The following is a 5,236-nucleotide window of genomic DNA, read 5'->3' on the forward strand; positions in this document are numbered from 1 at the left end:
ATTGGACAAAACCTGGGGACTTAGCAGCTATGGCTTTACCATAACGCTTCTGCCAGCCTTTTATCGATACCTTCTCGGTTTTGATATTCTTGCCATGCCTAAGTATCTCGTTAACCACCTTACGGTTTTGGGACTTTGCATAAGCAGCTTTTCTACGTTCTAACTCACGTTTCTTACGGGAAACACAATGGTATCTCTTGGAATTATTCCATTTGGATTTACCCTTTTTACACTTACCCTTCTTGACGACAGTCTTGCGCCCTCGTTTTCCTTCAAAGTCAGAATTGTAGTTATCGGGGTTATTGGCATGTCTGGACCTCTCCATCTGGCGCTGTAAGGCTTTTATCTCACGCTCATAGGTTGGCACTCCCTCTGCAAATGGTAATAATCCCGCACCGTTATCTCCCACAAAGGCAATATTGGATATGTTGAGGTCTAGCCCAACTACTCCATCAGAGACAAAGTTTTTCTCTTTCTGGTACGGTACTCCTTCATTAATTAACTGAACATACCAACGACGCTTACCATTAAGTTCACGCCACAATACCATACTTAACCTTAGAGGTAAGACCGTGTAAGATTACCGGATTATCCCAGTCAATTATTGACGTTAGCTCTAACTTACCCCAGACAAACTGGTTATCCTTCCAGCGGATACCCTGTTTGTTAGTCTTACCCTCTACTGACTTAAACCTAGTGGGGACTTTATAGCGTACCTTTTTGGCCAGTCCGAATATTACTTTCTCGCTAGCTTTAAACGCACGGCTGGCTAACGTCTGTTGAGTATTGGAATCTACTTTTTTACCTATCCACTTAGATTTGTTAGCGACAATGGTAGCATACGCCTGAATGTCGTAGTCTGAATAGCGATATTGTTTCCGAGCATCACCAAAAGCTAAATTTCTTTCCGACTTTTGTTCTCTAGGTATTTTCTTGGCTGCTTTGTATGCCTCAGAGTTGCGCAATAGTTCCATCCGCACCATCGCTTCATTCAAGCAGGCGTTGTACAGTTGCCGCGCCGCTTGAAACCGGGACAGCAATTCGGCATCTTGCTTGCTGTCTACAACCAACGGTAGTTCCGTGATGAACGATGCTGTCTTACTCCTAGCCAATATTAATCACCCATACGCTTTTGTCTATCGCGCTACACTATCAACAGTAGCAACAAGCGCTTAGGACTGTCAAGGGGTATATGTGAAGAATTATGAAGACGACAAGCAGGCAATATAGGCACAACAACCACTCTGTCGCTTCGGCGACGGTACATCTAGTCCCGATACCTAAACGCCGGAAACCAGTTTTAATAGGAGACGTAAAGTTTAGGCTGAGTCAGATTTTAACAGAGGTGGCAGCAGAGAAAAAGTGGATAATAAAGTGCATGGAGATAGCTCCAGACCGCGCTCACTTATTGGTTGAACACGCTCCAAGCACCCATATCAACTCAATAGTTAAAGCATTTAAGGGGCGCTCTTCAAGATATTTGCGGCAGGAATTCCCGCACCTGCTTAAACTCCCTACTTTGTGGGCTCACGCATATTTATACGACACAACCGGGAAGGTAAGTTCAGCCATTATAGAAGCGTACATTAACGCTCCGCATCATTATAAGTGACGGCATAAGTGACGCCTGATAAATCAGGCGAGTCGTCTTTCCGCCCCGATTTGAAAATGCGGGGCTACCAGACTCCCGGTCTTCTTTCGGTGTGGCGCTGCCGGTCTAATTCCCAGATGCGGGCTTTTTCGGCATACAGTTGCTCTTGGGAAAACTGAGCCAGTTCGGGGTTGGCTTTCGGGTCTGTTTGCCGCCACTGATCGTTAAAATAACGATAGCGTTTCTCGCACATCACCCGCTCCAGAGCGGCAGCTGCGTCTCGAATGACTAGGGGTTGCCGCAAGATGTCCAGCTTGGTTTTCTCCTCCAGATAAAACAGGTGAGACACAAACGCCATCTCCTTAGGAAACTCCACATACCGGTCTTGCAGCGCTGAAATCAGCTGGCCTGGATCGGCAAGAGACGGTTGCAATTCTAAGATTTGCCGCCACAAGAACCGGTGGTGGGAGAGGCTAAATTGCAAATTGCGCTCCTCTAAGGCATCTTTGACCGCTTGCCGGTGTTCGGGGGAGTGGAGGTAAATGCGCAGCAGCAACGCCTCGGCTTGTTCCAAAAGATTGCGCTCGCCAGAAACCGGCAGTATTTTTTCAGAAGTCTCGCTGGAGTTAGAATGCCGGCGGGGCAAATTGCGATTATTTAACTTCAGCCGGTTGGCGACAAACAGGGGAGCTTGTAGGGAAGCGTCCTGTCTCAGGAGTTTTTCCCAGTGACGGACAATTTGGTCGAGGAGATTTTTTTCTAGCAGTGAAACTCGTCGGGAATCTTCCAGGCTGAGGAGTTCCGCACACCGGCGGCTGTAGTGTGCCAGCAGGTTGTCGCTAACTATATTTCCGAGTAATTTTACCATGGCCTGAGCGACTTGCCCAAACTGAGCGGCCTGTTTTAGGTCAGCTCCCGTCAAGAGTTGCTCGAGCTGCCAGTCGATCCACAAAGGAGCGGTGGCGAGCAGCTGCCGGTAGGGTTCTGGCGAGCCGCTATTTTTAAGGAATTCATCGGCATCTTTGCCGTCGGGAATGTTGAGAACCCGCAGCTGGACTTGGCCTGTATAAGCCAGACCGGCAATTTCGCCGATGGCTCGCTCGGCGGCTGCGGTGCCGGCTCTGTCAGCATCGAAGTTGAGGACAATTTGCTTGGATTCGGTGTGGCGCAGCAGCTGGCGCACTTGGTTCAAGCTCAGAGCTGTGCCCAGGGAGGCGACGGCGTTGGTGATGCCGGCAGCGTGGAGGGCGATGGCGTCAAAATATCCCTCCACTACCACAGCTTGGTCTTGTTTGGCAATAGCAGTTTTAGCTTTGTCGAGGGCAAAAAGAGTTTTGCCTTTGTCAAATAATTCGGTTTCCGGGGAGTTGAGATATTTGGGCTGCTCATCAGTGAGGGTTCTGCCGCCAAAGCCAATAACGCGCCCTTGGATGTCGTGAATGGGGATAATAATGCGGTCGCGGAACCGGTCATAGTAGCCGTCTCCGGATTTTCGGGGCGCAATCAGCCCAGCTTGCTCCACCAGCTGCACCGGCTGGCGCTTGTACTCCACCAAATAGCGATAGAGCACCTCCCAACCTGCCGGTGCGTAACCCAGCCCGAACTGCTCGATGGTTTCCGCGCTCAGGTGCCGGTGGGACTGCAAGTATTCCAGAGCCTGCTGCCCTCCTGCCTCGTGCAGGGCGTGCCGGTAAAAACTCGCCGCCACAGCCAGAATTTCGTAAAGCTGCTCTCGCACAGACAGCAAGCGCTGCAATTCTTGCCGCAATTGTGGCTCTTGAGCTCGCACCGGCACCCCGTAGCGTTTGGCCAAATCCAGCACCGCCTCAGTGAAGGAGCGCTTCTCGAATTGCATCAGAAAGCGAATCGCATTTCCGCCGGCACTGCAGCCAAAGCAGTAGTACATCTGCTTGCTGGGGCTGACGGTGAAGCTGGGGGATTTTTCATTGTGGAAGGGGCACAGCCCCACAAAGTCTTTGCCCCGCCGCTTGAGCACGACGCGCTCCGAGATGACATCTACGATGTCAGCTCGTTGCTTTACTTCCTCAATGGTGTCGCGATGCAAGCTGGGAACGTCCATCAGTCCTCTTTGTGAGGCGCTCCGAAAGCGCCGGTGCCGGCATAATTAAGCATAACATGCCGTCGGCCAGAACCGGCCCGAACCCGGGGTTCGGCCAGGAACCGGGTTTCTGAGACAATACCTTTGCCAATTTAGCTGAGGTTGCTACAAGCGGGTGGCCGGTGGATACGACCCAGGCGGGATATACGTTGGAAAATCTGAGCCAATAAAACTGGCTCAGGTTTTTCCGGAAGGAGTTTTATGATTTCGGCCACATATTTTGAGCCTCGACAGATGGCTTTGAGATCCAGCACACTGTCCCCACAATGCTTCCCCCGGCCAGTTCCGAGCAGGTGATGGGACAGGTTGACCATGAAAAATGAGAGATTGGCCGCATTAGTTACTGCCGTTTGGCTGACATTTATAAAATCTTCCAGGCCCCAGAATTGTTTGGCATCCCGAAAATTAAATTCGATTTGAAAGCGCAGGCTGTGAAAATTTATTAACTTGTCGTAAGGCAAGTCAGGGTCACTGGTAAATAAAATGACGTGGTGGCGAGCATTAGTGCTTTGATGAGTCTTGAGCAGAACCACCACATTCAGAGGTTGAGCGAACTCCTCATGCAGGAGTTGCGCTTGATAAATATGAGTGAGGATTGGCCCATCAATCGTGCTGTTTTTCAGGTATTGAGGGGGCCACAAGTGTTGAATTTTGTTACAAAACTTTACATTTTAGCTGACATTTCTCCGGCCCTGAGTAAAAATGCTTACCCAGAGAGGAGTCGTTCTATCCAGTGGACATAGCTGATTTCTTGACACATACAACATTGAAGATAGCGGAGTTTATCTAGTAGCGTAGTCCCCCATTGGTTAGGAATATCTACTATCTTTAATATGAGGTAAGCTATCAGCGACACATAAATTTGTATGGCTATATTATTTACATTTTTAGTAATCAGCTTGTCCAATTTTAGGTGAGTTTTAAGAAACTTCCATAACAACTCTATGTGCCAGCGATATCTGTAAATTTACATAAGCTCTTCATCGGACACTTCGTCCCGCTCAAGATTGGTGGCCAATCTATACTCGGCGCGCTTTTCAATATCATAAAAGTTAACAACTCTATATATTCCTGAGTTCTTCCCTGTCACAAGTGTTTAATCTTAACAATTCGACACTTGTGGCCGGCTCGCGGGCCTTAACTATTAGTTTCAGAACTATAGCAGTAGCCACTTAAATTAGAACATTAGACCTTGAGGGCAGGCGGGCCGCCTGCCCTACGTCTATATAGCAGTAAGCATTTAGGAAACCTACATTTCGGCTTCCCTTGCTCCCCCGCTCCCGAAGCTTCTATTGTTCTAACCCATATAACTGCTGCTATATCTCTTCTCCTTTGCTGTCCCATTATAGAAGCAAATTTAATCTTTAAACACTCCTGAATTTTTATTCCAATATAGGCCTGTTGTATTATTGAATACTGTGATTTCATTATCCCATTATAGCTGCCTAGCGGATTTGTTGAACCATTTATTTTCATGGCTCAATTATAGCCGCTAGAGCGAGCTGCTAATAGCCAATCGCTATGCG

The 5,236-nt window shown here is 48.6% G+C and carries 4 protein-coding genes and 2 pseudogenes; 1 reads left to right on the top strand and 5 read right to left on the bottom strand.

Annotation, left to right across the window (positions count from 1 at the left end):
- On the bottom strand, nt 1-550 hold a 550-nt coding region (locus OSC10802_RS55180), incomplete at its 3' end, for a hypothetical protein (protein WP_017721242.1).
- Nucleotides 534-1,070, bottom strand: a complete 537-nt coding sequence (locus OSC10802_RS55185; protein ID WP_232731889.1) for a hypothetical protein — start codon at nt 1,068-1,070, stop codon at nt 534-536. The genes OSC10802_RS55185 and OSC10802_RS55180, both read right to left, overlap by 17 nt.
- A 134-nt stretch (nt 1,071-1,204) precedes the next feature.
- Here OSC10802_RS55185 and tnpA point away from each other — a divergent pair, with 134 nt between their 5' ends.
- Nucleotides 1,205-1,612: an IS200/IS605 family transposase gene (gene tnpA, locus OSC10802_RS0134080; RefSeq protein WP_017721244.1), complete on the top strand. Its 408-nt coding sequence runs from the start codon at nt 1,205-1,207 to the stop codon at nt 1,610-1,612.
- Between the two features lie 64 nt (nt 1,613-1,676).
- On the opposite strand, the gene dnaG is transcribed toward tnpA, so the two are convergent.
- The 3 genes and pseudogenes from dnaG to OSC10802_RS46985 all read right to left on the bottom strand — a co-directional run.
- Nucleotides 1,677-3,671, bottom strand: a complete 1,995-nt coding sequence (dnaG, locus tag OSC10802_RS0134085; protein ID WP_017721245.1) for a DNA primase — start codon at nt 3,669-3,671, stop codon at nt 1,677-1,679.
- A gap of 131 nt (nt 3,672-3,802) precedes the next feature.
- Nucleotides 3,803-4,339: pseudogene (locus tag OSC10802_RS43130) on the bottom strand (IS4 family transposase); the annotation flags it as partial.
- Nucleotides 4,340-4,416: 77 nt separating this feature from the next.
- A pseudogene (locus OSC10802_RS46985) lies at nt 4,417-4,797 on the bottom strand (transposase); the annotation flags it as partial.
- Between the last annotated feature and the right edge of the window lie 439 nt (nt 4,798-5,236).

Origin of the sequence: Kamptonema formosum PCC 10802 (genome assembly GCF_000332335.1) — a bacterium.
In the GTDB taxonomy this organism is placed as follows: Bacteria; Cyanobacteriota; Cyanobacteriia; order Cyanobacteriales; family Oscillatoriaceae; genus Oscillatoria.

Bases quoted from the DNA above. Each gene is read 5' to 3' on its own strand.
- tnpA (WP_017721244.1), top strand. From the start codon at position 1,205: ATGAAGACGACAAGCAGGCAATATAGGCACAACAACCACTCTGTCGCT.
- dnaG (WP_017721245.1), bottom strand. From the start codon at position 3,671: ATGGACGTTCCCAGCTTGCATCGCGACACCATTGAGGAAGTAAAGCAA.